We start from the raw sequence: 24323 nt of genomic DNA, 5'->3' as shown, positions 1-24323 counted from the left end.
GCATGTACCTGGGGTCACTGTTGTCCATCCGTCAGCAAAGGAATAGGGAAATGTCGGAACAGAACTTCTCCAACGCGAAGTTCCTCACCGTGGCTGAAGTAGCCCAGGTCATGCGCGTCTCCAAAATGACGGTGTACCGCCTGGTGCACTCCGGCGAAATGCCCGCGGTGCGCTTTGGCCGCTCCTACCGGGTCCCCGAGAACGCCGTCGAGCAGTACCTCAAGGGTGCTGTGGTGGAGGGCCACACCGAGACCGCCTGAGGAGGCCTGTCAAAGGCCGCTCCGGATAGGCGGTACCCTGTTAAGGAACGATTTACGTCATTGTAAGAATCTGTCAGTTGTTCAGTTCGTAGCTTCGTCCACGGACCCGTTCCAGCAGGCAGGTACTGCATCTAGTTTGTAAGGAACTTTCGTGGGTTCAGTAATTAAGAAGCGTCGCAAGCGTATGGCCAAGAAGAAGCACCGCAAGCTGCTTCGCAAGACCCGTCACCAGCGCCGCAACAAGAAGTAGCAATACTTCGAACAGCGTGAATGCCCGTCGCCTTCCAGGCGGCGGGCATTTCTTTGCTCCCGGCTACCTAGATGCGCGGGCCGCGGATGCGGGCGAAGCCCTTCCACAGGCCGTAGACCGCCCCGCCGGCGGTGGCTGCCTTGAGGCCGAACGTTGCGGCGCGCCGTCCCGCCCGGAAATCGTAGACGGGCCAGTTGTTGTCGCGGGCGTGGCGGCGGAGCCGGACGTCCGGATTAATCGCAACGGGATGGCCCACCAGCGAGAGTAGTGGGATGTCGTTATAGGAATCGCTGTAGGCCCAGCAGCGCTTGAGGTCCAGGTCCTCGGCGTCGGCGATGGCCCGGACTGCCACGGCCTTGGCGGACCCGTGCAGGATGTCGCCCACCAGGCGGCCGGTGTACATGCCCTCCGATATTTCGCCCACAGTGCCAAGCGCGCCGGTGAGGCCCAGGCGGGTGGAAATTACCGTTGCCACCTCGATGGGGGTGGCCGTGACCAGCCAGACACGGCGGCCCACCCGCAGGTGTTGCTCTGCCAGCGCCTTGGCTCCGGGCCAGATCCGTGACGCGATCATCTCGTCGTACACTTCCTCGCCCAATGCCTTGATGTCATCGACGGTGATGCCGGCGGCCAGGGTCAGGGCGGAATCACGGACGGCATGGACGTCGTCGATATTCTCGCCCCGGGCCATGAACTTCAACTGCTTCCACGCGAAGCCGGCGGCCTGGGCCATGGTGAAGGCGCCGCGCTGGTGCATCTTGCGCGCCACGTGGAACAGGCTGGCCCCGCGCATGAGCGTGTTGTCCACGTCGAAGAAGGCCGCCTCGCCCGGTTGTGGCGCAGCAACCGGCTTGGTGACTACGGCAACGTACTTCTCCTCGGGCATGGACTCGAGTCTAGTCAATCCAATAGGACGAAGCCGTCGGCGTGCCCGGCACCGCGAACGGGGCTACGGTTAACCCATGGCCATCCCCCGCGTCGTCCTCCTTACCAAAGCCAACTGCCACCTTTGTGAGGAAGCGCGCGACGCCGTTGCGCGGGTCACCGCCTCGCTGGGCCTTGAGTGGACGGAAGAGTTGGTGGACCAGCAGCCGGAGCTGCGGGAACGCTACGGGGAGGAGATACCGGTGGTGCTGGTGGACGGGGTGCAGCGCGACTTCTGGAAGATCGACGAAGCCCGCCTGGAACGCGTCCTCCAGCGCGCCATGGCGCAGTAACGGGGGAGCGTTGCGGTTCATTGCACCTGCTTTGTGGGCACCGGCGGGAGGGCTCTAGAGTGGAGTCACAACGCGACTCAAGGGAGGGGCTGGTGACTTCGCTGGACTCGACTCCCAAGGCTGTCCCGGATCTTCCGGGCGCCGCGGGCACCCCGGCCAAACAGATTCCGCCCGCAGCCGTGGCCCGGCTGACGCTCTACCTGCGCGCCCTGAACACCCTGCTTGCCGACGGAGTGGAGCGCGTCTCCTCCGAGTCCCTCGCCGAAGCCTCAGGCGTCAGCTCCTCCACACTGCGCAAGGACCTGTCCCATGTGGGCTCCTACGGCACCCGCGGAGTGGGTTACGAGGTGCAGTACCTCAGCCGTCATATCGCGGCTGCCCTTGGCCTCACCCACGACTGGAAAGTGGCGATAGTCGGCGCCGGCAACCTGGGCAAGGCCCTGGCACGCTACGGTGGCTTCGAATCCCGCGGGTTCGACGTCGTGGCCATTTTTGACGCGGACCCGATGGTGGTGGGCAACGAAGTGGGATGGCTGCGCGTCAGCGATGTTGCGGACCTGGAAAAGGTCCTGCACCGCACCGGAGCCAACATGGTGGTGCTGGCGCTCCCGGCGGCGGTGGCCCAGGACGTATGCGACAGGGTGGTGGCCGCCGGCGTGCACAGCGTGCTGAGCTTCGCCCCTGTCATGCTGCAGGTTCCCGAAGGGGTCAATCTGCGCAAGGTGGACATGGCCACCGAACTGCAGATCCTGGCCTACCACGCGCAGCGGGCGCAGGCTCCGGGGCAGACTGCCTAGGTACAGAAAACGGCCCGGGATGCATTGCGCTTCCCGGGCCGCTTTCGTTAGCAGGTATTACCGGCCGTACGGGTTTCCAAAGCCGCCGCCGTACGGGTTGGTGAACGGCTGCTGCTTCCGGAAATAGGGAGCAGCAGCGGGCAGGTACAGCAGCACGATGGCGGCGATCCCCAGCAGGGTGCCCAGGGTTCCGATAGTGGGCGGACCGAACAGCCCGAAGATGGACAGGGCCGCGAACACCGTGCCCAGGATGCGGGCCCAGTTCTTGCCCTTGCGGACGAAGAAGGCCACCAGCAGGTACAGGCCTGCGCCGATGATGGCGAACACCACCAGGGTGCCGGCGATGATGCCCTTGATGTCCTCGTACGTGACTCCCGTGGCGCCGCCGGCTTCCATCTGGTCCTCGAAGGTCTGGCGGAACAGCGGGTCATCCAGCTGGGTAAGGCCCGTCAGCAGGGAGACCACGAAGATTACCGCGGACGCAATCAGCAGCCAGAAGGAAATGTTGACGAGCTGGGGCACGCCATTGGCGCCGGAAGGCTGCGGCTGCTCCGACGGGTACTGGGCGTACGGGGACTGGCCGTAGGACGACTGGCCGAACGGCTGCTGGCCGTAGCCGGGAGCCTGCGGCGGGTTCTGCCCGTACTGCGGTGCGTTTTGTCCGTACTGCGGCGCCGACGGCGGCTGGGAACCATACTGCGGCGCGTTCTGCCCGTACTGCGGCGGGTTTTGGCCGTACTGTGGAGCGTTTTCGCCGTAGCGGGGCTGGCTGCCGGGCTGGTTTCCGGACTGGTCATCGTTGGGTACGGGCGGCGGGACGGGAGGAGTGCTCATGAGCGGTCCTTCTGCAGGTCGGATTCCAGGGAGGCTGCCGGGAGCGGTCCTGCGCCGACCCCCAGCAAGGCTTAAGTCCACCGTACCCCCGGGCTGCCGCCTTGTGGGTCATTCTGGCGAGGTATTCCGCCCGGTGGCGGCGGCGAACCAGGCCTGCGCATTCGGCAGCCACATCAGTACTGATGCCGCCAGGCTGACCAGGAAGGCTGTCCAGTTTCCTGCACCCTGCCCAATGCCCGATGCCGTATTAACTCCGGCCAGGACGAGGGTGATCCCGGCAAGCACCGTCAGGGCCACCCGCGCCCAGTTCCGGCCGGCTTTCATCTTGACCGCGAAAACCATCTGCGCGGCCCCAACGGCGGCGGCCAGCAGCATCAGGGCGACGACGGCTGCAGCGGCCGCGGGCGCGGCGGCAAACAGCACCAGGGATGCCAGCATCCCCAGGAGCCCGCCCATCACGGCAAGGACCCCGCCCACGAACCAGATCCAGAATGAGACCTTGATTTCGACGGGCCGGCCGGCGACGGAAAATAGCGCCCCCAAGCCGCCCTGCGGCAGGCGGGAAGAGTTGGTCATGGCGTTCACTGTAGTCCTGCCCGGCGGCGTCGCGGCCAGGCTCGGTAGGCAGGGACTGCTCCCCGTGCAAGGGGCGACGGCTTCACTGCGCAGGCCGGGGCGACGAACGCCATTAAGACGGAAACCTCCGGCACCGGGCCATTGGCCAGTGCCGGAGGTGGTTCCGGGGCTGCTTACGCGGCGGGAGCGATGAAGGCCAGTTCCAGGTTGATGGCAACCTTGTCGCTGACCAGGACACCGCCGGTTTCCAGGACGGCGTTCCAGGTGAGGCCGAAGTCCTTGCGGCTGATGGTGGTCTCGGCGGAAACACCGGCGCGGGTGTTGCCGAACGGATCAACGGCTACGCCGTTGAATTCGGTCTCCAGTGTCACCGGGCGGGTGACGCCCTTGATGGTGAGGTCGCCGTTCAGTTCGTAGCTGTTGCCCTTGGCGACCAGGCCGTTGGAGACGAAGGAGATTTCCGGGAACTTCTCCACGTCGAAGAAGTCCTCACCCTTGACGTGGCCGTCACGGTTCGCGTCGCCGGAGTCGAAGCTGGCGGTGTTGATGGTGGCCTCGATCCTGGCCTCGGCCACATCCTCCGCGAGCTGCAGGGTGGCGGCGGCTTCGGTGAACTGGCCGCGGACCTTGCTGATGCCTGCGTGGCGGACGGTGAAGCCGATCTCGCTGTGGGAGTTGTCGAGGGTCCAGGTGCCGGTGGTGATGTCTGCGGGAAGTGCCATGGTGATGCTCCTTGATTCTTGCGTGCCGGGGTGACGGTTGCGTTGAACCTTCATCTGTTGAAGCCTCAACTATCTTGCTGCATCCAGTATAAACATGCATTTGCATCTTTTGTTCCCGGCCTCGGAACATTTCTTCAAAAACTTCAGTTCTACTCTTTGTAGAAAGCATGTGCGGAAGATTTCGGATCGCACGCCATCTTTGAGAAACTGGTAAACATGCCCCAAGCCACTGTCCATCTGCTCCGCCATGGCGAAGTCCACAATCCGGACGGCGTCCTGTATGGAAGGCTGCCCGAATTCCACCTGTCCGAACTCGGGCGGGAGATGGCCCGCATGCTCGCCGAGCACTTTCGGCAGCGCGTGGAAAACGGTGCCCGGATCACCTACCTGGCCGCTTCGCCGCTGGACCGGGCCCAGGAAACGGCGGCTCCCACCGCGGAGGCGCTGCGCCTGCATATCCACACCGATGAGCGGATCATCGAGGCCGAAAACTATTTCGAGGGCATGAAGGTCAGCAAGGCCGAGTTGCGCCGGCCCAGGCACTGGCCCCGGCTGGTCAACCCCCTGCGCCCGTCCTGGGGCGAGCCGTACAAGCAGCAGGCCTCGCGGGTGATGGCGGCAGTCCAGGAAGCCCGTCTTCACGCCATCGAACTGGCGGACGGCGATTTCGGCGTGTCCGGCCCCGAGGCAATCATGGTCAGCCACCAGCTTCCCATCTGGGCAACCCGCCTCAACGCCGAGGGCAAGCCGCTGTGGCATGACCCGCGGAAGCGCGAATGCACCCTGACATCCATCACGTCGCTGGTGTTCGACGACGACGGCACGCTCCTGCGCGTCCAGTACAGCGAACCAGCGGCGTCCCTTCTTCCCGGTGCCGCCAGCACCCCTGGAGCCTAGTAGTGACCGACAGCAATTTCAGGAACACCCCGGCAGGCAAAGGGCCCGTCAGTTCCCGCCGCAGCGTCCTCGCTGCCGGTGGCCTGGCCCTGACCGCCCTGACCGTGGGCCTGTCCGGTTGCGCCCAGGAGGACGCCCTGGCGCAGCAGGCGAAGGCCGGGGACAACAAGAACTATGTGGCCGGGGACGGTTCCGTCACGGAGTTCGCCGCGGCGGACCGCAAATCGGCCGTCCAGATCAACGGCACGCTCTTCAACGGCACGGCAGTGGCACCGGCTGATTTCCAGGGCAAGGTGACGGTATTGAACTTCTGGTTCGCCGCCTGCGCCCCGTGCCGGGTTGAAGCGCCCATCCTGGAGGAGCTCCACCAGGAGTTCAAGGACCAGGGCGTGCAGTTCTTCGGCGTCAACCTCCGCGACGAGAAGGCCACCGCCGAGGCGTTCGACAAGACGTTCAACCTGACCTATCCCAGCTTCGACGACAAGGACGGCGGGGTCCTGCTCGCCGTGTCCGGACTGGTCCCGCCGGGGGCCGTACCCACCACGCTGGTGTTGGACAAGGAGGGGCGCGTGGCGTCCCGCGTCCTGGGGGAGATCCAAAAGGGCACCCTCAAGGCCCTCATCACCGCAGCCGTGGCAGAGTAGCGGACCCGTGAACAGTCCCTTCGCCGAAGCCATCCTGAGCGGCTCGCTGCTCCTGGCCATTCCCGTGGCCCTGCTCGCGGGACTGGTTTCCTTCCTTTCGCCCTGCGTCCTGCCCCTGGTCCCCGGCTACCTGGGCTACGTCACGGGCCTCAGCGGCGTGGACCTGCAGAAACAGAAGCGTGGCCGCATGCTGGTGGGCATCGGGCTGTTCGTCCTGGGCTTCTCCGTGATCTTCGTGCTCCTGGGCGGTGCTTTCGGCCAGTTGGGAACCCTCATCACCGGCTCCCAGAATGCCTGGATCACCCAGCTGCTTGGCCTCCTGGTGATCGTCATGGGCGTGGTGTTCATGGGCGGTTTCAGCTGGCTGCAGCGCGATGCGAAAATCCATGCCAAGCCGCCGGCAGGCCTGTGGGGCGCGCCGCTGCTGGGCCTGACCTTCGGGCTGGGGTGGGCGCCCTGCATCGGCCCCACCTACTCCGCCGTGCAGCTGCTGAGCCTCTCCGGCGGTTCCTCCGCCGCCAAGGGTGCGTTCCTTGCCTTCGTCTACAGCCTGGGGCTGGGCATCCCGTTCCTGCTGATCGCCCTCGCCCTGCGCCGCGGCATGGGCGTGATGGCGTTCTTCCGCAAGCACCGCCTGGCCATCCAGCGCATCGGCGGCGGCATCCTGGTGGTCCTGGGCCTGCTGATGGCCACCGGGGTGTGGGGAGCCTGGGTGACTGAGTTGCAGTACTGGTTCCAAACCGACGTGAAGTTGCCAATCTGATGAGCGAGCGTGTGAACGTAGAGAAGAAGTCCCCAGCCGAGGCAGGCGGCAACGAGCCCGGCGCCAAAGTGCTGGAGGCCAAGGCCGGCGCCGCGCTGCCCGCCCTGGGCCCCAAGGAAATGCTGCGCTGGGCGTGGACCCAGCTGACCAGCATGCGGACGGCCCTGTTCCTGCTGCTGCTCCTGGCTGTCGCTGCGGTCCCGGGCTCGCTCTTCCCGCAGCGCCCGGCCAACCCGGCCGTGGTGACCCAGTACATCAAGGACAACCCGGACTACGGCAAGCTGCTGGACTCCCTCCAGCTCTACGACGTGTATTCCTCGGCATGGTTCTCTGCCATCTACCTGCTGCTGTTCATCTCCCTCATCGGCTGCGTGGTGCCCCGCGCCATCGCCCATTACAAGGCGATGCGCTCCCAGCCGCCGCGCACCCCCAAGCGACTCTCCCGCCTGCCCGAGTACGGCACACTGGTCATTCCCGCCTCCGCGGGAATCCCGGCGTCGGACGCCATCCATGGTGCCGCCGGGCTGCTGCGGAAGCGCGGCTACCGCGTTGAAGTGAGGGACGACGACGGCGCGCGGCCGTCTTTGGGTGCCGAACGCGGCTTCCTGAAGGAAGTGGGCAACCTCGTCTTCCATACCTCCCTGATCGGCGTGCTGGTTTCGGTGGCAATTGGAGGACTGTTCGGCTACAGCGGCCAGCGGATCCTCGTGGAGGGCGACACCTTCGTCAACACCCTGGTGGGCTACGACCAGTTCAACCCGGGCACCAACTTCCAGTCCAGCCAGCTGCAGCCGTACTCCATCCAGCTGGACAAGTTCGACATCACCTTCGACCGGGAGTCCCAGGGCAAGTTCGGCCAGCCCATCGACTTCGCCGCCGCCGTGACCACCCGGGAAAACCCGGACGCGCCCGCCAAGCAGGAGACCCTGAAGGTGAACGACCCCGTCACCCTGGGCGGCACCAGCATCTACCTCACCGGCAACGGGTACGCGCCTGTGGTGACCATCCGGGACGGGGAGGGCAACATCGCCATGCAGGGGCCCGTGGTGGCCAAGCTGCAGGGGGATAATTACTACTCGTCCGTGGTCATCAAGGTCCCCGATGCAAAGCCGGACCAGCTGGGCTTCGCAGGCTTCTTCCTCCCCACCGCGTTCGTCACGGATGAGGGCGTGTCCTTCAGCGGGGACCCGGAGCTCTTCAACCCGCAGCTGACCCTGAACTCCTACTTCGGAGACCTTGGCCTGGACGACGGCGCTCCGCAGAACGTCTTCGAGCTGGACGTGGAGGACCTGACGCCGCTGAACGCCCGCAACCTTGACGCCGGCGGCATCACCCTGGCGCCCGGAACCTCCCACACCCTGCCGGACGGCAAGGGCAGCATCAGCTTCGACGGCGTGAAGCGCTACATCGGCGTGGACATCCACCACAATCCCGGCCAGCTGTACGCCCTGATTTTTGCGCTGCTCGCAGTTGCCGGCCTGATCCTCTCCCTGTACGTCAACCGCCGCCGGGCCTGGGTGCGCACCGGCACCCACGAAGACGGCCGGACCATGGTGGAGTACGGGCTCCTGGCCCGCGGCGAGGACCACCGCCTGGCCGCCGAGGCTGCCACCCTCCGCAAGCTGTTCTCCACCGAATGGCGGCTGCCAGGGGACGCGCCTGCCGAACCTTCTTCCGTAACCACCCCAGCAGGCCCCTCCGGGCCCGAAAAGGACCAGTAATGCCGTTCGGAATCAACGAGACCATGGGCCAGTACAGCGAGCTCTTCATGCTGCTGGCGGCGGGCACCTACACGGTTGCCTTCATCGCCTTCGCCTGGGACCTCGCCAAGAGCAGCAAGGCGCTGCGGGCCATCGACCTTAAGGCCGCGCAGGCTGAAGAAGCAGTCAAAGTTCCGGTAGCAGCCGGGGCAGGGGCAGAGTCCTCAGCTGCCGGATCCCGTCCTGATGAGGCTCGCCTTGGCGGGCCGGCAGGCCGGGCCGAGCGGCCGTCGTCGTCCACGGCCAAAGCGGCCGGGGCCGGGGGAGTGGTCACGGCCGACGCCGACATGAAGTACGCGGCCGAGCGCCGCGCTCCCGCGCGGGTAGCGGTGGCCCTGACCGTCCTCGGTGCGCTGATCCACGGGGCGGGCGTGGTGACCCGGGCGCTCGGCGCCGGGCGCGTGCCGTGGGGCAACATGTACGAGTTCCTGACCACCGGCGCGTTCGTGGCGATTGCCGTGTTCCTCCTGGTCCTGGTCCGGCGGGACCTCCGGTTCCTGGGAACGTTCGTGGTGGGCCTGGCCATCATCATGCTGGTGGCTGCCTCTGTGGCCTACTGGACACCGGTCGGGCACCTGGTGCCCGCCCTGCAGAGCTACTGGCTGATCATCCACGTCTCCATCGCCGTGCTCTCATCAGCGCTGTTCACGCTGACCTTCGCCATGTCCGCCCTGCAGCTGGTCCAGTCGCACCGGCAGAAGACGGTGGCTGCGGGCGGCGCGGACAAGCTCGGCTTCATGCGCCTGGTGCCCTCCGCGCTCAGCCTGGAGAACCTGTCGTACCGGATCAACGCCATCGCGTTCATCGGCTGGACCTTCACGCTGATGTTCGGCGCCATCTGGGCGGAGAAGGCCTGGGGACGCTTCTGGGGCTGGGACACCAAGGAAGTCTGGACGTTCGTCATCTGGGTGGTCTACGCCGGCTACCTGCACGCACGGGCCACCCGCGGCTGGACCGGCAACAGGGCGGCCTGGCTCTCGATCGTGGGCTACCTCTGCGTGATCTTCAACTTCACCATCGTGAACCAGTTCTTCAACGGCCTCCACTCCTACTCGGGCCTCTGAGCAGGGGATTCTCGGGAAAGCCCGGGGTGGCCCGGGCAAATAACAAATCGATGTAGCAATGGGGGTGTTCCCGGTCCGCCGGTGATGCTACGTTGGTGACGTTCGCCCGTGATGAAGTTTGCAGGCGAAACGCAAGTTTGCCTGAGGTACCCCATGAGCTACGTTCTCGCCATTGATGTCGGGACCAGTTTCACGGCAGCCGCCGTTGTCCGTTTTCAGCAGGGGATCAAACCCATTCCGGAGTGCCTTCCGCTGGGTCTTCGCGGGTCTGCCGTGCCATCCGTGGTGTACTACCCGGAGGAGGGCCCCATCCTGGTGGGGGAGGCGGCAGAGCGCCGCGGCCTCGATTCCCCCGGCCGCGTGGTGCGGGAGTTCAAGCGCCGGATTGGCGATTCCGTGCCGATTTCCGTGGGCACGTTGTCCCTTCCGCCTGAAGACGTCTTCGCCACCATGGCCCGCTGGGTGGCGGACCGGGCAGCGGAACGGGAGGGGGAGCCGCCGTCGGAAGTCATCCTGACCCACCCCGCCGCCTGGGGCAGCCACCGCACGTCCGTGGTCCGGGACGCCCTGGCCGCCCACGGCCTGCCAAACGTCACGCTGCTGACTGAGCCCGAAGCGGCTGCGCTGCACTACGCATCGCAGGTCCGGGTGGAGGACGGCAGCACGGTGGCCGTCTACGACCTCGGTGGCGGGACCTTCGATACCGCTGTCCTCCGCAAAACCGGCAGTAACCGGTTCGAGGTGCTGGGACGGCCGGAAGGTATTGAGGACCTCGGCGGCGCCGACTTTGATGCCGCAGTATTCCGCTTCGTGGCCGGAAACACCGGCGAAGCCATGGCCGGCCTGGACGCCGAAGACCCGAATGTGCTCGCGGCGCTGGCCCGGCTGCGGCGGGAATGCGTGGAAGCCAAGGAAGCCCTGTCCTCGGACAGCGAGGCCAGCATCTCCGTGCTCCTGCCTGGCCTCCAGCAGCAGGTCCGCCTGGTCCGGTTCGAGTTCGAGGCACTGATCGAGGAGCCGGTCCGCGATACCGTTGACGCCTTGGAACAGTCGCTGGCGCAGCTGGAGCTGGAACCTGCAGACCTCACCGCGGTCCTGCTCATCGGCGGTTCCTCCCGGATCCCGCTGGTGGCCCAGCTGGTCTCCGAACAGCTGGACCGGCCCATCGCCGTCGATGCCGATCCCAAATCCTCCATCTGCCTCGGGGCCGCCGTGTCCGCGGTACTGGCACTGCCGGAGGTTGCTCCCGCGGCGGCCGCGGAGCCGGAAGCCGCTGCCGCGGATTCCGCCGCAGAGGGCGCTCATCTGCCGGTCCGGCCGGCCAGCTGGTCCCGGAAGGGCCCGGCGGGTGCCACTGCCGCCCACGGTCCCGGACACGGACACCACGGCGGGGCGCATGCTCCGAAGCCGACAGTACGGCTGACCGCCATCGCAGCCGCCGCCGCCATGCTCACCGTCTTCACGGCCACCGCTGCCCAAAGCCCGGAGGGTTTCAACAACCTCGCATCCATCTTCCAGCCGGGTGCAGAAGCCGCACCGGGGGCGAAATCCGACGGCGGATCCGGCGCCGGTGACGGAACCGGGGGAGCCGCGGTCGGGGCCGCTGGCGATGGGGCGGCGCCGCTGGCAGGCATCGAGGCCGGAGTGGAGAAGCCGGCATCGTCGCAGAGCGCCGGCCTCGAGGTCGAGGCGTCGCCTACCAGCAAGCCGTCGGCCTCCGCTGAGAAGAGTCCAGCTGGTGAGCCTTCGGCGGACAGCACGTCGGGGTCCGACTCCGTAACGGGTGCTGCGGCGCCGGGCACCTCCCCGGACACAGTGTCCGGTACCGAAGGTACGACGACGCCCGGCACTACTGATTCTACCGGCACCCCCACGACGGCGCCGGGAACGGTGGATCCGACGACGCCTGGCACGACTGACCCCGCGCCGACTGATCCCGGCACAAGTACTCCGCCGGCGACGGAGGAACCCGCGCCTGTAACCTCCGATCCTCCACCACCTGAAACTTCGGATCCACCACCGCCCGTCACCTCGGAACCGCCGGTTACGGAAGATCCGCAGCCAACGGCAACCGAGGATCCGGCCCCGGTGACGGAACCGGTACAGACCACAACAGAAGCGCCGGCAGTGGAAACTGCCGCTCCGACGGAACCGGGGGCTTAGCATGTTGGGCGATTACACCGGAGCCGAGGAACCGGCACATGCGGAGCCGAACCACCAGGGGCAGCCGGCCCACGCCGCCGAACACATGGCCAGGCAGCTCAAGGGCGAGAACGCGGCCGTACGGGAGCTGCTGCTGGCGTTGTCCGTTGGCTTTACCCTTCCGGGACCGCTGCCTGCCGGCCTGCAGCGCAGGATCGACGGCGGCGAGGTGGACAGCCTGGATGTCCTGGTGCAACGCGCAGAGTCCGCAGGCCTGCTGACCACCGATGGCACGGTTGTGGGACAGGCACAGCATGCGTTGCTGACCGTTGCTCCCACCGCGAAAGTCCATGCGCTCCAGCGCGAACTGGTGGCCGCCTACGCCGCTGCCGGCCAGCCGCTGGGTGATGTGGCACGGGAATTGGCCCGTGGCGGCCTTGCCGATCCACGGGTGGCCCTGGAGCTGGAGCACGCTGCCAACAAGGCCTTGAACCACGATCCAGGGCTGGCCTACCAGCTGTACGGTGAAGCACTGCTGGCCGGTGCCGACGAGATTGCCACCGCCGCGCGGCGTGCCCAGGCCGCGGCGGGCGACGGCGACCTGGACACCGCCACGCGCATTATCGACACCCTCCTGGTTGAGGAGGACCCGCCGGACGTGCGCCGTGGTGCCGATGTCGCAGCCGCCGTCTGGGCCCAGCGCGGGATGCTGGCACGCGGCGCCGACATCTACAGCTGGCTGGGGTCCTCGCGGGTGGGGCAATCGGCGCCCCTCGCCGCCGTCGCCCTGCTTGGCTGCGGCAACCGTGCCGGCGCCGAAGCACTGTTCCGTGCGGACGCGCCGCCGGCCTCGCCCACGCTCCTGGCCACCACGCTCGCCCAGACCGGCAAGGGCCTCCTGGAGTCCCTTGCGGCTGATCCGCACCAGGGCCTCCCCCTCCTGATCCACGCCTCGGATATGCTCAACGCCGCCGGCACGGCGCTTCCCATGCCGGAGACACCCGCCGCGCTGGCCGCACTGGTGGCCCTGCACAGCGGGGAGCCGCATCTGGCCGAAACCGTCTGCCGTTCCGCGGCTGCGGCGGGCCAGGGCGGCAACGGGGCCAAGCCCCGGCTCTTCCTCTTGCAGGCATGGTCGGCGATGATGCAGGACAAACTCGAGGATGCCCGGCTCGCCATCAACGAGGCGTCCAAAACGAACCACTGGCCGCTGGTGCCGCGGGACGAATTCCTGTGCTCGGCACTGGAAGTTGGCCTCGCACGCCGCAACGGCGACGTTCCCGAACTACTCAAGGCCTGGGAACGGGCCCGCGAGGCGATGCTGCACACCGCCGTCGATCTTTACAGCCTCCTGCCGTGGGGCGAACTGATGATCGCTGCAGCCCGGCTCCGGGAAACCCGCCGGGTTGTGCACTATTTCGACGAGGCGAACCGGCTGCTCGGCCGCCTCGGTGATCCGCCTCTGTGGGCTGTGCCGTTCCACTGGGCGGCAGTCCAGGCAGCCATGCTCAGCGAGAGCCCGTCGGACCTCGCACCCCATGCCGCAGCACTGGCCCGCGCGGCGAACCACAGCCACCTCGCGGCGGTGCTCGCCACCGCCGGCAAAGCATGGGTTTCCGTCCTGGCCAACAGGTTCAGTCCCGCCGAGGTTGAAGCGGCAGCACGAAGCCTGGGCAGGGTGGGAATGCCCTGGGAGGGTGCCCGGCTGGCTGGCCACGCTGCCGCGAAGGCGGAGGATCGCAAAGACATGGTGCGTCTGCTGTCCTGTGCCCGCGACCTCCATCCGCAGGGCAGCTCCGCGGGCGGGGGAAGCTCCGGCTCGGTCGAATCCGGTACCGCCCCTTCCGAGACGGGAAACGGCATGCATCCCGACGGGACGGGGCTCAGCGAGCGGGAAAAGGAAGTGGCCCGGCTGGTGCTTGAGGGCAAGACCTACCGGGAGATCGGCGAAGCCATCTACATCTCCCCACGAACGGCCGAACACCACATTGCCCGCATGCGCCGGCGCCTCGGAGCGGAGAACCGATCGGACCTGCTGGCCCGGCTGCGCGTAGCCCTGAACTCGGAGAATCCTCCTCTCGAGTGAACCCCTAATGCCCCTAACAGGGGGTGCGGCAGTTCCCCAGCAGGGGGACTGCTGGAAGGGGGAATCGGCCCGATGCCCGGTTCTGCACCCGGACCATACGTTTGATCCAAGCCCGGCAACGAAGCTTGGCGAAATTCAACTCAGAGAAACCAGGGGACCATCAAATGACACTCGCAAACGACCTCGTACAGTTCCTGATGCACCTCTTCGGCGACCGCCAGGCCGCGCAGGACTTCCTGGATGATCCGGAGAAGGTCCTGGAAGACCACGGCCTGGGCCACGTTTGCTCGGCGGATGTTGACGCCGCAATGCCGGTTGTCCTGGACTACGCACCCATCACGGTCAACTCCCGGTTCGACCGCGACTACAACACCGGTGGCAACACCTCCTGGACCCGGGATAACGACGGCGGCAACCACGGCGGTGGCGGCAACCATGGCGGCGGTGGCGGACACGGCGGCGGCGGACATGGTGGCGGCGGCAACCACGGTGGCGACGACCACGCCCATGCTGTCCAGCAGCTGCACCACGTGGTGAACAACTACTCCTACACCTCAACGGTCGATGACCGCGACAACATCGTTGACCAGTCGGTCAACCAGAACATCTGGGCCGACGGCGACGTCAAGCAGTGGTTCGACAACGATTCCGTGATCGCCTCCGGCGACCGTGCCGTTGCTGCCGGCGACGACGCCTACGTCAAGGACTCCAACAACATCGAGGACTCCTACAACACCGACAACTCGACGGACAACTCCACCGACAACTCCATTAAGGCCGGCGGCGACGTTAACATCGGCAACGAGGAAACCGACATCGACGACTCCTTCAACACCGACGTGGACGTGGACGCCGACATCGACGACTCGTTCAACGACAACTCGGACAACTCGGACAACTCCATCGAGGACTCGTTCAACGACAACTCGGATCATTCCGACAACTCCACGGACAACTCGGTTGACGTTGACATCGACGATTCCTTCAACGACGAGAGCGTCGAGATCGACGAGTCCTTCAACGAGGACAAGTCCACGAACACCGACATCGACGTTGACTTCGAGGATTCCTTCAACGACAACTCGACCACGGAGACCAACACCACCGAGGTGGAAATCGAGGATTCATTCCAGGACAACTCCACCGATGTTGATGTCGACGTCGAGGACTCGTTCCAGGACAACTCGCAGACCGCCGTCCTTCAGGACAACATCATTGTCGCCGACAACGAACTCAGCTACTCGGAGGAGACCACCAACACCACCGAGATCGACACGGACATTGAGGTCGAAGACGTGAATGTGGCAGGGGACGACGTAACGCTCTAGGAGGCAACGCTGTAGCACACCGGAATCAGCCCGGCAGGTGAACCCAGAACACCTGCCGGGCTCTTCCCAACCCATCCCACATTCCAAATCGCGGCTCGAGGAAAAGGACACGCTGTGGCAGAAGAAGGACCGGCAAAACCCACTACCCCGGCGACGGCGGCGCAGCTTATCAAATTGGTGGAGCACGGCCTTCAACTGGTCGGCACCGGGGACCGGGCGGACCTCCGGAAGCGCCTGGACCAGACACTGGGCAGGCTCAAGGACCCCAGCATCCGCGTCATCGTGGTGGGCGAGTTCAAGCAGGGAAAGAGCAAACTTATAAACGCCCTGGTCAACGCCCCCGCATGTCCCGTGGATGATGATATTGCCACCTCGGTGCCCACCGTGGTCCGCTACGGCGACCCTGCATCGGCGTCCATCCTGGTTCCCAAAGCTGACAAGGACGGCGCCGACGAGGCCAGTGTGGAACGGCAGCCCATCCCGCTTGCCGACCTCCCGGCCTATGTTTCCGAGCATGGCAACCCGGGAAACAGCAAGAAGCTCGTGGCCGCGGAGGTCTGCCTGCCCCGGAAGATCCTGACCGGCGGGCTTACCGTCATTGACTCCCCGGGCGTTGGCGGGATGGGCTCGTCCCACACCCTGACCACCCTGACCGCGCTGCCCACCGCCGATGCCATGCTGCTGGTGTCGGATGCTTCACAGGAGTACACCGAACCTGAACTGCGTTTCCTCCGCCAGGCCATGCGGATCACCCCCAGCGTTGTGGGTGTCCTGTCCAAGACGGATCTGTACCCGGACTGGCGCCGGGTGGAAGAAACGGACCGTGCCCACCTGGGCAGGGTGGCTCCGGATATTCCGTTGTTCCCCGTGTCCTCAGACCTGCGGCTGGAGGCTGCGCGCCTGCAGGACGGCGAGTTGAACGCCGAATCCGGCTTTCCGGTCCTGATTACGCACCTTCGGAATGAGATCGTCGGAAAGGCCCAGCGCCTGCAGCGCCGTTCCGTCAGCCAAGACCTGCTCTCCGTTACCGAAAACCTTCGGCTCTCACTGCAGTCAGAGCTTGAAGCACTCGAAAACCCCGAGGGCACGCCCCGGATGATCGCTGAACTGGAAATGGCCAGGACCGAGGCGGACGAACTCCGCAAACGCTCGGCGCGGTGGCAGATCACCCTCAACGACGGCATCAGCGACCTCATTGCGGACATGGAATACGACCTAAGGGACCGCCTGCGCCGCATCCAGAGGGAAGCTGAGACTGCCATCGACCAGGGGGACCCGGGACCAAGCTGGAACGAGTTTTCCAAGTGGCTGGAGGAATGCGCCGCCGCCGCCATCTCGGACACCTTTGTGTGGACCAGCGAGCGGGCGCAGTGGCTGGCGGCCCAGGTTGCCGAGCACTTCGCCGCCGAGGAAGTGTCACTGCCGGTCATGCGCGTGTCCGATTCCGGTGACGCGCTGGATCCCGTGGACGCAATGCCGGACATGGACGACGGCCGCATCAACCCGATGCAAAAAGTGCTGATCGGCATGCGCGGCTCCTATGGTGGCGTGCTGATGTTCGGCCTTTTGACCGGCATCTTCGGCATGGCCCTGATCAATCCGCTCTCCGTTGGCGCCGGCCTGCTGCTGGGCCGCAAAGCGTACCGGGAGGACAAGGAGGCGCGGCTCAAGCGACGGCAGGGCGAAGCGAAGGCGCTGGTCAGGCGGCAAATCGACGACGTGACATTCCAGGTGGGCAAGCAGCTCAAGGACCGGCTTCGGCTGGTGCAGCGGTCCATCCGCGACCATTTCACCGAGATCGCGGAAGAACACCACCGCTCCCTGACCGATTCCGTGAGCGCAGCACAGAAGGCTGCCACCACCTATGCGTTGGAAAAGGACGTCCGGATCAAGGACATCAGGGCCGAGCTCAAGAAAGTCGATGCCCTCCACCGGGCGGCGGAGGCGGTCGCTGCCGAGGTGGCAACCGGCGCCCAGAAGCTCACGTCTGTGGGCGCAGGATGACCGGTTCAACCATTGACGGTGCCGCCGGCCTGGTCCAGGAGGCCCTGAAAGTTTACGGCGATGACCCGGTGGCTGCCGGGGTGCTGCGCAATTATGCCCGCAGGCTGGCCGAGCCCTTGCGGATAGCCATCGCCGGGATGGTGAAGGCGGGCAAGTCAACGTTGCTGAATGCCATTATCGGCGAGGAAATCGCGCCCACGGACACGGGCGAATGCACCAGGATCGTCACGTGGTACCGGTACGGGCGCACGCCCCGCATCACCCTCCACCCCCGGGACGGGGAACCCCGCATCCTGCCGCTCAAGCGTGTGGAGGGCCGTCTGGTGTTCGTCCTGGGTGCCGTGCAGGCGGAGGACGTGGAGCGGCTGGACGTGGAGTGGCCGTCGCCCACGCTGCGGAACATGACCCTGATCGATACGCCGGGCATCGCCTCCCTTTCCGAGGACGTGTCTGCCCGGTCCACGAGCTTCCTGACGCCCGGGGACACACCGTCGGAAGCGGACGCGATCATCTACCTGATGCGCCACATGCACGCCTCCGACCTCCGGTTCCTCGAATCCTTTCGGGACACGGAGGCGGGCCGCTCCGGCACCGTCAATGCGCTCGCGGTCCTGTCCCGCGCGGATGAGGTAGGCGCAGGGCGCATTGATTCGCTGCTCTCGGCCGGGGAAATCGCCGAGCGGTACCGGCGGGACCACAACCTGCGGAAGCTGGCCCTGGGCGTGGTCCCCGTGGCCGGCCTCCTTGCCCAGAGCGCCCGCACCATGCGCCAGCAGGACTTTGCCGCCCTGCAACTGCTGGCAGGCCTGGAGCGTGCCGACCGCGAAAAGATGCTGCTCTCTGCCGACCGGTTCGTCCGGTCTGCCGGACCGGACGGCCTGACGGCGGAGGCCCGGGTTTCGCTGTTGTCCAGGTATGGATTGTTCGGTATCCGGCTGGCAGTCGTCCTGCTCCGGAACGGGTTCGACGAACCCACGCCGCTTGCTCATGAACTCGCCCGCCGTAGCGGCCTGGATCCGCTGCTGGAGCTGCTCAACCGCCAGTTCCAGGCGCGCGCGGAGGCGTTGAAGGCCCGGACCGCCCTGGTGGGGGTGGAATCCCTGCTGCGCACCTCCCCCCGCCCGGATACCGGGCAGCTGGCCGCCGCGCTGGAACGGTTGCAGGCCAATGCCCACGAATTCCGGGAACTGCGGCTGCTTGCGACGCTGCGGACTTCAGGCGTGCCTCTCCGCCCGGAACTGGCAGCGGAGGCAGAAGGCCTGATCGGGGGCTGGGGCGCTGCGCCGCACGTCCGGCTGGGGCTGGGCGAGGACGCAAGCCCTGACGACGTGGCGGACGAGGCCCGCCGGTTCCTGGTCCGGTGGCGCTCGGTGGCCGAGAACCCGCTGACTGACCGCGCCGCGCTGGATGCCTGCAGGGTTGTTATCCGCAGTTGTGAGGGAGTGCTGGCGGAAGCATCCACCCGGCAGCGCCAGCCGCTTCGGCACTCCGCCTGAGCGGCCGGCGGTCAGCCGGCGGGGTGGCTCGTCTTGAGCCAGGCGTTCGCTGAGGGCAGGAAGAACATCACCAGCCCGGCCAGGGCCAGGAGCAGTTCGGCGCCCCACAGCAGCAGGACGTAATCGGCGCCGTCACCCTCGGGGACGAGGAACGCGATGGCCACGATCATCACCAGCGCGTGGCCGGCGAGCAGCGGGATGAGGGCCCACCTGGCCCAGCCCTGCCGGCCCAGCACCACGCCCAGCATCGCTGCCTCAAGGAGGATCGCCAGCAGCAAGGCTCCTCCGCTTCCCCAAAAAACGATCCCGGTGGCGGTGGTCACGGCCTCTGCGTCACCGCCCGGCGCCATCTCCTCCACCACTCCGCGCAGCCGTTCCAGGTGCCCGTCGCGGGTGAGGAAGGAACCCACCAGGACGGCCAGGCCCGCCAGGAAGCTGGCAAGCCACAGTGTGCGGCCATGCCTGATGGTGCCCGGGGCCGGCGGGATGACGGCGATGGGGGCAGGTGCGGAATAGGACAGCCCCGGCCGCGGCGGCGGGGCGTGCTGGGTGGGAGGCGGTGCCGGGGGCTGGCCGGGGGCCGAATCGGACGGTTCAGTGGCTTGCCCCTCTGCCGGATAGGCGGTCCCGGATGCATTGGTCCGCAGACGTTCTTCTCCGTCAGGTTGGTGAGCCATAGGTCCTACTTCCGTCCGTCGTTATCGCGTTCGTCGGTTTCGTGCTTGTCCTTGCCGCCATCGTCCTTGGCCTTGGCATCCAGCTCTTCCTTGAGCTTCTTCAGGCGGGCAGCCTCGGCCTCGTTGCGGCGGCGGAGTTCGAGGTTACGGAGGAAGTCGGGGTCGTCGTCCGGGGCGGTGGGGTGCCGGTAGTTCTGCTGCTGCGGGGCGGAACCGCGCGGCCGCCCGATGAGCAGCCAGAGGATGGCGCCCAGGACGGGGAGGACGATCATCACCACGATCCATGCGGGTTTGGAAATTCCCCGGGTAAGCCGGCCGTCCGTGCGGATCACGTCCACGAGGCCATACACGAAGATGACGAGGACTGCCACGGCCAAAGCCACACGGAGGAGCATGCCATCAAGTCTATCGCCCGCAGGGCCGCGGGAGCCCGGGCGGGAGACGGCTAAACTTGAATGTGGCCTTTTTGAAATATTCCCTGATCCGACTTGCCCTCTTCGCACCGCTGTTCGTGCTGTTCACGCTCCTGCAGCTGGGCGTCCTGATGTCCGTGATCTGTGCCGCCCTGATCGCCTTCGCCATCAGCTACCTTTTCTTCCAGAAGCAACGGGACGAGGCTGCCGCAGCCCTGCACCGGCGGTTCTCCGGCAAGGCCAAGCCGCTCCGTTCGGCCAATGAGGTCCAGGACGCCAACGCAGAGGACGCGCTCCTGGACGCTAACCCGGACATCGCCATCAGCAATGACGCGAAGGACCACAAGCCGCGCAGCTAGGGCCTAGAACCCGTGGCTGAGCACCAGGCCCAGTGAGAACAGCAGGCTGTACCCGAGGTTGATGAGGCCGGTCTGCTTCAGCACCGGGATGAGGCTCTTGCGCTTGCGGCCGTTGATCATCAGCCAGGACGGCATCAGGCAGGCCGGTATCAGCAGCAGCACAATCAGCATCCACGGCCGCGCCGGAGCCAGGATGACCACCAGCAGGATGGCCACGGCCAGCATCAGCACGTAGCTTTCCCGGGCATGCTTGTCGCCCAGCCGCACGGCCAGGGTCTTCTTGCCCACCTGCATGTCCGTGGGGATGTCCCGCACATTGTTGGCCATCAGCAGGGCCGTGGCGATGAGCCCGGTGCCGATGGCGCCGATGATGGCGGGCAGGTTTATCTGCCCTGCCTGGGTGTAGGTGGTGCCGAGCGTCGCCACCAGGCCGAAGAACACGAACACGAACACGTCGCCCAGGCCCATGTAGCCGTAGGGGTTCTTGCCGCCCGTGTAGCCCCAGGCAGCCATGACGCAGCCCAGTCCCACCAGGATCAGCCACCAGCTCTGGGTGATGATCACCAGGACCAGCCCGAACACCATCGCCGCAGCAAAGGTCCCGAACGCGGCTCGCTTCACGTGCTCCGGCTTGGCCACGCCGGAACCGACCAGGCGCAGCGGGCCCACCCGGTCATCGTCCGTCCCGCGGATGCCGTCGGAGTAGTCGTTGGCGAAGTTCACGCCCACCTGCAGCAGCAGGGCCACCAGCGCAGCGAGGATGGCGTTGAACAGGAGGAACGAATCCATCTCGTAGGCGGCAGCGGAGCCTATAAGTACCGGCGCTATCGCGGCGGGCAGGGTTCGCAGTCGCGCGCCTTGGATCCATTGTGCGGCTGTGGCCACGGTTAGTACCTCGTATTGAATCGGGAGTCCGGCGGGGCGGAAAGCACGCACCCGCCGCTTTGGTGCAGGTCCACTCTACTTTCCCTGGTGCAGGGCGCTGAGTTCGGCGGTCATGGCAACCCGGTCGGGTTTGCCGTTGGGCAGCATCAGCAGGGCGGAGGCGGCCAGCACGGTTTTGGGCGCCAGCACCCCCAACCTGCGGTGCCATTCCTGTTCAAGCACGACGGCGCGTTCCCCCGGTGCGGCGACCGAACCGGCGGCACCCGGGGCGGCGGGTTCGTCCGCGAGGGCAACATACGCGGCCACGGCCTGGCCCCACTCCGCGGAGGGGACGCCGGCCACGAACGCGGCCGTGACGCCGTCGGACTTTTCCAGTTCCTCCTGCACGTGCCGAGCGGAGACTTTCATGCCGCCGGTGATGATCACGTCGTCCATCCTGCCCAGCACGGTGAGCCGGCCGTCGTCGTCAATGCTGCCGAGGTCGTTGGTGCGGTACCACCGCACGCCGTCCTCCTCGAAGAAGGTGCCGGACTCCTGGTCCGGCGCCTCAAGGTAGCCGGCGGTGATGGTGTCGCCGCCCAGCAGGATGCGGCCGTCCCCGTCCACCCGGACGGAGACGCCTTCCAGGGGGTAGCCGTTGTAGATGCAGCCGCCGGAGGACTCCGCGGACCCGTAGGTGGTGACAACGCGTACGCCGGCGTCCCGGGCAGCGTCCAGCAGGGACTCAGGCGCCGGACCCCCGCCCAGGAGGACGGCGTTGAACCGGCGGAGCACCGCCAGGGTTTCGGGTGACGGGTCATCAAGGAGCCGCTGCAGCTGGGTGGGGACCAGTGAGGTAAAGCGGATCTTGTCCGTCAGCTCCAGTGCCGCGGCTGTGAAAGCCTCCGGCGTGAACCCGCCGGACATGTCCATAACCCAGGGGCGCGTGCCGGCGAACAGCGAACGCACCAGCACCTGGATGCCTGCCACGTACTGCACCGGCAGGGCCAGCAGCCACTGCCCTTCACCCTTCAGCGCCAGCGCCGTGGCCATGGAGGACGCGGCTAGCGATTCCACGGTGAGGACCGTCGCCTTGGGCGTTCCGGTGGATCCGGAGGTGCGGACCACGGCCACCGCATCGTCGCAGCCAGGCGTTTCAACGTGGCCCACCACCAGGGAGCCGTCCCCGGCGATGGAAAGTTCGACGGCGGGGCCCTCGCCATGGAGGGCGGCCGCCAGGGCCTTCAGGGCCGGTTCGATGTTGAGGGGACCGCTGCTCATTGCCGCGCCTGCCTTAGAAGTAGTGCGGGAAGGAGGACCAGTCCGGGTCGCGTTTTTGCAGGAAGGCTTCCTTGCCCTCCACCGCCTCGTCCGTCATGTATGCCAGCCGGGTGGCTTCACCGGCGAACACCTGCTGGCCGGCCAGGCCGTCGTCGGCAAGGTTGAAGGCGAACTTCAGCATCCGGATGGCCTGCGGCGACTGGCGGGCGATGTCAGCCGCGTACTCCAGGGCCACCTCCTCGAGGCGTTCATGGTCCACGGCCTCGTTCACGGCGCCCATCCGGACCATGTCCTCAGCGGAATATTCGCGGGCCAGGAAGAAGATCTCCCGGGCGGCCTTCTGCCCGATCTGGCGGGCCAGGAGCGCGGAGCCGTAACCGGCGTCGAAGCTTCCCACGGTGGCATCGGTCTGCTTGAACTTGCCGTGCTGGCGGGAGGCGATGGTGAGGTCCGCCACCACGTGCAGCGAGTGTCCGCCGCCTGCCGCCCAGCCGTTGACGACGGCGATGACCACCTTGGGCATGGTCCGCATCAGCCGCTGGACTTCCAGGATGTGGAGCCGGCCGGCCCTGGCGGGGTCGATGGTTTCGTGGGTCTCGCCGTCGGCGTATTTATAGCCGTCCCGGCCGCGGATCCGCTGGTCACCGCCGGAGCAGAACGAGTGGCCGCCGTCCTTTGGGGAGGGGCCGTTGCCCGTGAGCAGGACGGTGGCCACGTCCGGGGTCATCCGCGCGTGGTCCATGGCGCGGTACAGCTCATCCACGGTGCCCGGCCGGAATGCGTTGCGGACTTCGGGCCGGTTGAAGGCGATCCGGACCGTCGGCAGGTCACGTACCCAGCCGCCGTCGGAATCCCGCTCCACCTGGCGGTGGTAGGTCATGTCCTGGAAGTCTTCAAAGCCGGACACCACGCGCCAGCGGGTGGGATCGAAGACGTCGGACACCGGGGCGGGGATCTGGTTGCTCACCGTCCAAGTGTAGTAATCAGGCTTCGCTGATGCAGAACCCGTTTGCCCACCGGGGTGCCAAAAGCGCGGTCCTGACGGTCCGTACCGGCACCTAGGCCGGAACGCCCTGCTGGAGCTGGTCGTACAGCTCCGGCGGGATGGCGTAGAGAAAGACGACGGCCAGTAGGTTCTTGGCGGCATGGACGAAGTAGGAGAACATCAGGTTTTTCCCGGTCCAGACGTAGACGAACACCAGGGTGGCGCCCATCGCCAGGTATGGGAGCAGCACCGTCAGTGTGATGGTCCCCTGACTCATCATGTGCATGACCGCGAACAGGGACACGGACAGCGCACAGCAGACCCAGATGTTGACACGGCGGCTGAGCTTGCCGATCAGCAGGTGCCGGAAGATGTACTCCTCGACAAAGGGCCCTACAAGCACCAACAGCGGAACCATGAGCCAGGCAGGAACCTGCTGGATCAGCGACTGCACACCCGCTTGGTTTGCTGACGTCTGTACTTCTCCACCAACAGTCACTACCAGCGCCGTGAAGACCATCATGGCGACCACTGCCGCTGGAATCATTAGCAGGGTGAACCATGGCCGGGTGGCAAGGACCCGGAGGTCCCTGCTTGCGACCCGCCGGGCCGCCACAACCGCTACGATCCCCACCGAACCAAACCACAACAGGTTTGCCGCGTAGGATACGGCCGCCGGGGAGGGGGCAACCTGGCGCAGGAAGGGGGCCAGAAGGCCACCCCCGAATGCAAAGAATCCGGCGATCGCCACGAAAAGCCCTACTGCGGTGAAGTCCAGGGGAGTAAACCGGTACAGCTGTGGCTGCGGAGCAGGTGGAATGCGATGGGCGGTTGCCATGGTTTCAGCCTATCCCGGGGCAGGGCAGGGTGCGTTGCCCGCGGAAACCTGCTTCGCGTAAAATGT

Annotated in this window: 25 protein-coding genes; 15 read left to right on the top strand and 10 right to left on the bottom strand. The window is 66.4% G+C overall.

Annotated features, from left to right (window positions below; genetic code table 11):
* Nucleotides 1–50 precede the first annotated feature (50 nt).
* Nucleotides 51–260, top strand: a complete 210-nt coding sequence (locus tag AC5RU7_RS06990) for a helix-turn-helix domain-containing protein (protein WP_009356681.1) — start codon at nt 51–53, stop codon at nt 258–260.
* Nucleotides 261–411: 151 nt separating this feature from the next.
* Nucleotides 412–510: a 30S ribosomal protein bS22 gene (locus AC5RU7_RS06985; RefSeq protein ID WP_003792170.1), complete on the top strand. Its 99-nt coding sequence runs from the start codon at nt 412–414 to the stop codon at nt 508–510.
* A gap of 67 nt (nt 511–577) precedes the next feature.
* Here the strand turns inward: AC5RU7_RS06985 and AC5RU7_RS06980 are convergent, their stop codons facing one another.
* Nucleotides 578–1396, bottom strand: coding sequence for an HAD family hydrolase (locus AC5RU7_RS06980; protein WP_494009994.1), 819 nt, complete (start codon nt 1394–1396; stop codon nt 578–580).
* Between the two features lie 76 nt (nt 1397–1472).
* On the opposite strand from AC5RU7_RS06980, the gene AC5RU7_RS06975 reads away from it, so the two are divergent.
* The gene (locus AC5RU7_RS06975; RefSeq protein WP_494009995.1) at nt 1473–1727 is read left to right on the top strand and encodes a glutaredoxin family protein; all 255 of its coding nucleotides are present in this window, start codon (nt 1473–1475) and stop codon (nt 1725–1727) included.
* Between the two features lie 92 nt (nt 1728–1819).
* Complete coding sequence (locus AC5RU7_RS06970; protein ID WP_494009996.1) at nt 1820–2524, top strand: redox-sensing transcriptional repressor Rex; 705 nt, start codon at nt 1820–1822, stop codon at nt 2522–2524.
* A gap of 57 nt (nt 2525–2581) precedes the next feature.
* Here AC5RU7_RS06970 and AC5RU7_RS06965 read toward each other — a convergent pair whose 3' ends face one another.
* The 3 genes from AC5RU7_RS06965 to AC5RU7_RS06955 form a co-directional block, all read right to left on the bottom strand.
* Nucleotides 2582–3358, bottom strand: a complete 777-nt coding sequence (locus tag AC5RU7_RS06965) for a hypothetical protein (RefSeq protein WP_494009997.1) — start codon at nt 3356–3358, stop codon at nt 2582–2584.
* 108 nt (nt 3359–3466) lie between these two features.
* Entirely contained in the window at nt 3467–3934 is a 468-nt protein-coding gene (locus AC5RU7_RS06960; RefSeq protein ID WP_494051660.1) for a hypothetical protein, read from the bottom strand.
* A gap of 173 nt (nt 3935–4107) precedes the next feature.
* Entirely contained in the window at nt 4108–4656 is a 549-nt protein-coding gene (locus AC5RU7_RS06955) for a YceI family protein (protein WP_494009999.1), read from the bottom strand.
* Between the two features lie 216 nt (nt 4657–4872).
* Between AC5RU7_RS06955 and AC5RU7_RS06950 the strand changes: the two genes are divergently transcribed.
* The 10 genes from AC5RU7_RS06950 (at nt 4873) to AC5RU7_RS06905 (ending at nt 18840) form a co-directional block, all read left to right on the top strand.
* Nucleotides 4873–5553, top strand: coding sequence for a histidine phosphatase family protein (locus AC5RU7_RS06950; RefSeq protein WP_494051659.1), 681 nt, complete (start codon nt 4873–4875; stop codon nt 5551–5553).
* A gap of 2 nt (nt 5554–5555) precedes the next feature.
* Complete coding sequence (locus tag AC5RU7_RS06945) at nt 5556–6197, top strand: TlpA family protein disulfide reductase (RefSeq protein ID WP_205753955.1); 642 nt, start codon at nt 5556–5558, stop codon at nt 6195–6197.
* A 7-nt stretch (nt 6198–6204) separates the two neighbouring features.
* A complete protein-coding gene (locus AC5RU7_RS06940; protein ID WP_009356672.1) occupies nt 6205–6960 on the top strand; it encodes a cytochrome c biogenesis CcdA family protein in 756 nt (251 codons plus the stop codon).
* Nucleotides 6960–8681: a cytochrome c biogenesis protein ResB gene (gene resB, locus AC5RU7_RS06935; RefSeq protein ID WP_494051658.1), complete on the top strand. Its 1722-nt coding sequence runs from the start codon at nt 6960–6962 to the stop codon at nt 8679–8681. The genes AC5RU7_RS06940 and resB overlap by 1 nt, the downstream gene beginning before the upstream one ends.
* Entirely contained in the window at nt 8681–9784 is a 1104-nt protein-coding gene (gene ccsB, locus AC5RU7_RS06930; RefSeq protein ID WP_494010002.1) for a c-type cytochrome biogenesis protein CcsB, read from the top strand. The genes resB and ccsB overlap by 1 nt, the downstream gene beginning before the upstream one ends.
* Before the next feature lie 153 nt (nt 9785–9937).
* On the top strand, nt 9938–11947 hold the full coding sequence (locus AC5RU7_RS06925) for an Hsp70 family protein (RefSeq protein ID WP_494051657.1): 2010 nt from the start codon (nt 9938–9940) through the stop codon (nt 11945–11947).
* A gap of 1 nt (nt 11948) precedes the next feature.
* Entirely contained in the window at nt 11949–14012 is a 2064-nt protein-coding gene (locus AC5RU7_RS06920; RefSeq protein WP_494051656.1) for a LuxR C-terminal-related transcriptional regulator, read from the top strand.
* Nucleotides 14013–14176: 164 nt separating this feature from the next.
* Nucleotides 14177–15340 (top strand): IniB N-terminal domain-containing protein, encoded by a 1164-nt coding sequence (locus AC5RU7_RS06915; RefSeq protein ID WP_494051655.1) that lies wholly within the window; start codon nt 14177–14179, stop codon nt 15338–15340.
* 114 nt (nt 15341–15454) lie between these two features.
* The gene (locus tag AC5RU7_RS06910; protein ID WP_494051654.1) at nt 15455–17344 is read left to right on the top strand and encodes a dynamin family protein; all 1890 of its coding nucleotides are present in this window, start codon (nt 15455–15457) and stop codon (nt 17342–17344) included.
* Nucleotides 17341–18840, top strand: coding sequence for a dynamin family protein (locus AC5RU7_RS06905; protein ID WP_494051653.1), 1500 nt, complete (start codon nt 17341–17343; stop codon nt 18838–18840). The genes AC5RU7_RS06910 and AC5RU7_RS06905 overlap by 4 nt, the downstream gene beginning before the upstream one ends.
* An 11-nt stretch (nt 18841–18851) precedes the next feature.
* Here AC5RU7_RS06905 and AC5RU7_RS06900 read toward each other — a convergent pair whose 3' ends face one another.
* Together AC5RU7_RS06900 and AC5RU7_RS06895 are read right to left on the bottom strand one after the other, a co-directional pair.
* The gene (locus AC5RU7_RS06900) at nt 18852–19517 is read right to left on the bottom strand and encodes a hypothetical protein (protein ID WP_494051652.1); all 666 of its coding nucleotides are present in this window, start codon (nt 19515–19517) and stop codon (nt 18852–18854) included.
* Between the two features lie 5 nt (nt 19518–19522).
* Nucleotides 19523–19912, bottom strand: coding sequence for a PLD nuclease N-terminal domain-containing protein (locus AC5RU7_RS06895; protein WP_494051651.1), 390 nt, complete (start codon nt 19910–19912; stop codon nt 19523–19525).
* Nucleotides 19913–19974: 62 nt separating this feature from the next.
* Here AC5RU7_RS06895 and AC5RU7_RS06890 point away from each other — a divergent pair, with 62 nt between their 5' ends.
* Nucleotides 19975–20289 (top strand): DUF4229 domain-containing protein, encoded by a 315-nt coding sequence (locus AC5RU7_RS06890; protein ID WP_494051650.1) that lies wholly within the window; start codon nt 19975–19977, stop codon nt 20287–20289.
* Between the two features lie 3 nt (nt 20290–20292).
* Here the strand turns inward: AC5RU7_RS06890 and AC5RU7_RS06885 are convergent, their stop codons facing one another.
* The 4 genes from AC5RU7_RS06885 to AC5RU7_RS06870 all read right to left on the bottom strand — a co-directional run bounded on the left by AC5RU7_RS06885 (nt 20293) and on the right by AC5RU7_RS06870 (nt 24257).
* Entirely contained in the window at nt 20293–21174 is an 882-nt protein-coding gene (locus tag AC5RU7_RS06885; protein ID WP_494051649.1) for a 1,4-dihydroxy-2-naphthoate polyprenyltransferase, read from the bottom strand.
* Between the two features lie 75 nt (nt 21175–21249).
* A complete protein-coding gene (locus tag AC5RU7_RS06880) occupies nt 21250–22434 on the bottom strand; it encodes an AMP-binding protein (protein ID WP_494051648.1) in 1185 nt (394 codons plus the stop codon).
* Between the two features lie 13 nt (nt 22435–22447).
* Nucleotides 22448–23401, bottom strand: a complete 954-nt coding sequence (locus AC5RU7_RS06875) for a 1,4-dihydroxy-2-naphthoyl-CoA synthase (RefSeq protein ID WP_494051647.1) — start codon at nt 23399–23401, stop codon at nt 22448–22450.
* 91 nt (nt 23402–23492) lie between these two features.
* Nucleotides 23493–24257, bottom strand: a complete 765-nt coding sequence (locus tag AC5RU7_RS06870; protein WP_494051646.1) for a CPBP family intramembrane glutamic endopeptidase — start codon at nt 24255–24257, stop codon at nt 23493–23495.
* Between the last annotated feature and the right edge of the window lie 66 nt (nt 24258–24323).

The sequence above is a fragment of the Arthrobacter sp. K410C genome, from assembly GCF_059090105.1.
Note: the sequence above shows the minus strand (reverse complement) of the source record. Positions and strands in the feature narration are given on the sequence as shown.

Coding starts and splice junctions, on each gene's coding strand:
- AC5RU7_RS06955 (WP_494009999.1), bottom strand. CDS start 4,656: ATGGCACTTCCCGCAGACATCACCACCGGCACCTGGACCCTCGACAAC.
- AC5RU7_RS06915 (WP_494051655.1), top strand. CDS start 14,177: ATGACACTCGCAAACGACCTCGTACAGTTCCTGATGCACCTCTTCGGC.
- AC5RU7_RS06925 (WP_494051657.1), top strand. CDS start 9,938: ATGAGCTACGTTCTCGCCATTGATGTCGGGACCAGTTTCACGGCAGCC.
- AC5RU7_RS06880 (WP_494051648.1), bottom strand. CDS start 22,434: ATGAGCAGCGGTCCCCTCAACATCGAACCGGCCCTGAAGGCCCTGGCG.
- AC5RU7_RS06905 (WP_494051653.1), top strand. CDS start 17,341: ATGACCGGTTCAACCATTGACGGTGCCGCCGGCCTGGTCCAGGAGGCC.
- AC5RU7_RS06900 (WP_494051652.1), bottom strand. CDS start 19,517: ATGGCTCACCAACCTGACGGAGAAGAACGTCTGCGGACCAATGCATCC.
- AC5RU7_RS06980 (WP_494009994.1), bottom strand. CDS start 1,396: ATGCCCGAGGAGAAGTACGTTGCCGTAGTCACCAAGCCGGTTGCTGCG.
- resB (WP_494051658.1), top strand. CDS start 6,960: ATGAGCGAGCGTGTGAACGTAGAGAAGAAGTCCCCAGCCGAGGCAGGC.
- ccsB (WP_494010002.1), top strand. CDS start 8,681: ATGCCGTTCGGAATCAACGAGACCATGGGCCAGTACAGCGAGCTCTTC.
- AC5RU7_RS06960 (WP_494051660.1), bottom strand. CDS start 3,934: ATGACCAACTCTTCCCGCCTGCCGCAGGGCGGCTTGGGGGCGCTATTT.
- AC5RU7_RS06895 (WP_494051651.1), bottom strand. CDS start 19,912: ATGCTCCTCCGTGTGGCTTTGGCCGTGGCAGTCCTCGTCATCTTCGTG.
- AC5RU7_RS06950 (WP_494051659.1), top strand. CDS start 4,873: ATGCCCCAAGCCACTGTCCATCTGCTCCGCCATGGCGAAGTCCACAAT.
- AC5RU7_RS06965 (WP_494009997.1), bottom strand. CDS start 3,358: ATGAGCACTCCTCCCGTCCCGCCGCCCGTACCCAACGATGACCAGTCC.
- AC5RU7_RS06990 (WP_009356681.1), top strand. CDS start 51: ATGTCGGAACAGAACTTCTCCAACGCGAAGTTCCTCACCGTGGCTGAA.
- AC5RU7_RS06920 (WP_494051656.1), top strand. CDS start 11,949: ATGTTGGGCGATTACACCGGAGCCGAGGAACCGGCACATGCGGAGCCG.
- AC5RU7_RS06870 (WP_494051646.1), bottom strand. CDS start 24,257: ATGGCAACCGCCCATCGCATTCCACCTGCTCCGCAGCCACAGCTGTAC.
- AC5RU7_RS06975 (WP_494009995.1), top strand. CDS start 1,473: ATGGCCATCCCCCGCGTCGTCCTCCTTACCAAAGCCAACTGCCACCTT.